At 65.6% G+C, this 2,401-nt stretch carries 4 protein-coding genes; 1 reads left to right on the top strand and 3 read right to left on the bottom strand.

The genetic code is table 11. The annotated features are described in order from the left end of the window. Positions 1-201: PhzF family phenazine biosynthesis protein (locus DYI24_RS25025; RefSeq protein ID WP_164574241.1), on the bottom strand; the 201-nt coding region annotated here is incomplete at its 3' end. Between the two features lie 155 nt (positions 202-356). Here DYI24_RS25025 and DYI24_RS25020 point away from each other — a divergent pair. After that, complete coding sequence (locus DYI24_RS25020) at positions 357-1,232, top strand: DMT family transporter (RefSeq protein ID WP_164574240.1); 876 nt, start codon at positions 357-359, stop codon at positions 1,230-1,232. 99 nt (positions 1,233-1,331) lie between these two features. On the opposite strand, the gene DYI24_RS25015 is transcribed toward DYI24_RS25020, so the two are convergent. After that, complete coding sequence (locus DYI24_RS25015) at positions 1,332-1,670, bottom strand: histone (protein WP_164574239.1); 339 nt, start codon at positions 1,668-1,670, stop codon at positions 1,332-1,334. 78 nt (positions 1,671-1,748) lie between these two features. Continuing rightward, the coding region (locus DYI24_RS25010; protein ID WP_205523685.1) for a cryptochrome/photolyase family protein at positions 1,749-2,401 on the bottom strand (653 nt) is incomplete at its 5' end.

Here is a 2,401-nt window from a genome sequence, read left to right as displayed (position 1 = left end):
GGGCGTGAAGATCCGAACCTGCGCGGTGTGGGCAGGGTCCTGCGGCGGCAGCACGAAGGTCGTTTCCGACAGATTGAACTCGCCGGCGATCGCCTGCATCTGCGCGCTCGACAGCCATTCCGCGTTGAGCACCACGGCGAGGGGATTGCCGCTGAACTGCTCGGCGGTGAACACGTCGACGGTTTCGAACTGCAGGCGCATAGTGGCTCCGGAAGATGACGAACGCGCGGTGCGGGAAGGGCGGCGGCGCGTTGAATGATGACGATCCGTGCTGGTCGCGGCGGTTGCGGCGTGGCATGGACGTGGCGCCATCGGGCGCTTGCCCGTCACCATACGATCGGGCCCTCGGGGAAACAATGAACCGTAACGCAGAGCATCTCGCCGGCCGCGCCGCGCCCGCCGTGTTTGTCGTGCTGTGGAGCACCGGCTTCATTGGCACCAAATACGCGCTGGCCGGTGCCGAGCCGTTGACCTACCTGTCGATCCGGATGATCGCGGTGGTGACGCTGATTGCGGTGATCGCGGCGATCGCACGGCCGCGCTGGCCGAACCTCACCGGCGTCGGCCACAGCATCGTCGCCGGATTGCGGGTGCACGGCGTGTATCTGGCCGGCACCTCGATCGCGATCGCGCATTCGGTGCCGGCGGGCCTGTCGGCCTTGATCCCGGGCTTGCAGCCGATCCTGACCTCGACGCTCGCCAATCGCTGGCTCGGCGAGCGGGTCACGCCGCTGCAATGGCTGGGGCTTGGGCTCGGTCTCGGCGGCACGTTGTTGATCCTGCACAGCCGCAGCCTGACCGGCGACATCGGCTGGGGCTGGCTCGCCTCGGCCTGTTCGCTGATCGGCATCACCATCGGCACGCTGTACCAGAAGCGGTTCTGCAGCGGCATCGATTGGCGCGCCGGCAACATCATCCAATTCCTCGCCGCGCTCGCGCTGTTCGCGGTCGGCGCCTTGCTGTTCGAAACCCGGGTGGTGAATTGGACCACCGAGTTCGTGCTGGCGGTCGGCTGGCTGGTGGTGGTGCTGTCGATCGGGTCGATCGGGCTATTGTACTGGCTGATCCGGCATTCCGCCGCGACCTCGGTCGCCAGCCTGTTTTATCTGGTCCCCGGCACCACAGCGCTGATGGCCTATGTGCTGTTCGGTGAAAAGCTCGACGTGGTGTCGATCGTTGGCATGGTGATCTGCGCGGCGGCGGTGTTTCTGGTCAACCGCGCCAAGGCGTAGAGGCGCAGGGCAGGCCGTCCTCGGTTGCCCTTTGCGCGCAGCAAAAAGCCCCCGGGCAGGTGCTCCGGAGGCTCTCGCTGGCCGACGCGGATGATCCGCTCAGCGCTTGGATTTCTTGGCCTTCTTCGCCTTCTTCGGCGCCGCCTTCTTGGCCTTCTTCACGGTCTTCTTGGCTGCCTTTTTGGCCTTCTTGGGCGCCTTTTTGGCGGCTTTTTTGGCCTTCTTGGCGGCCTTCTTCGGAGCTTTCTTGGCTGCCTTTTTGGCGGCCTTCTTGGTCGCCTTCGCGGCCTTCTTGGCGCCGGCCTTCACCTTCTTGGCGACTTTCTTGGCCGCCTTCTTGGCTGCCTTGCGCGCCTTCTTGACCACGGTCTTGGCTGCATCGGTGGCCTCGGTGATCACCTCGCCCACCTGCTCGATAATCGGCTTGTCGTCGTCCATATTGATCCCCCAAGGGTTTGCAGATAACCACGACGATAGCCGATTCGCGCAATTAGTAACGCTGCTAAGCGAAGTTGTTCAACGCTGACGCAGCTCGGCATAGGCCGAAAGCGCCCGCTGCCGGCCGGTTTTGTGGTCGACGATCGGCCGCGGATAGTTGCCGCCGAGCTCGATGCCGGCGGCGGCGAGTTCGAGCGGCGTCGCGGTCCACGGCTGGTGGATCAGGTTGTCGGGCAGGCCGGCCAGCTCGGGGACCCAGCGCCGGATGTAGCTGCCACCCGCGTCGAACTTCTCGCTCTGCAGCAACGGGTTGAACACCCGGAAATACGGCGCCGCGTCGGCGCCGCAGCCCGCCACCCACTGCCAGTTACCGGGATTGCTGCCGGGATCGGCATCGACCAGCGTGTCCCAGAACCACTGCTCGCCGAGCCGCCAGTCGATCAGCAAGTGCTTGACCAGGAACGAGCCGACGACCATGCGGACACGATTGTGCATCACCCCGGAGTACCACAGCTCGCGCATTCCGGCGTCGACGATTGGGTAGCCGGTGCGGCCGCGCTGCCAGGCGCTCAGCGCCGCCTCGTCGCTGTGCCACGGGAAGGCGTCGAACGCCGGCTGCAGATTGCGGGTCGCCAGATCCGGATGGTCGAACAGCAGATGCCGGCAGAATTCGCGCCAGCCGAGCTCGCTCAGGAATTTGTCGATGTCGGGCGCGATCGCCGGCCGCTCGG

Source organism: Rhodopseudomonas sp. BR0C11, assembly GCF_010820945.1.
Taxonomy (GTDB): Bacteria; Pseudomonadota; Alphaproteobacteria; order Rhizobiales; family Xanthobacteraceae; genus Rhodopseudomonas; species Rhodopseudomonas palustris_H.
Note: the sequence above shows the minus strand (reverse complement) of the source record. Positions and strands in the feature narration are given on the sequence as shown.

Bases quoted from the DNA above. Each gene is read 5' to 3' on its own strand.
- DYI24_RS25020 (WP_164574240.1), top strand. From the start codon at position 357: ATGAACCGTAACGCAGAGCATCTCGCCGGCCGCGCCGCGCCCGCCGTG.
- DYI24_RS25015 (WP_164574239.1), bottom strand. From the start codon at position 1,670: ATGGACGACGACAAGCCGATTATCGAGCAGGTGGGCGAGGTGATCACC.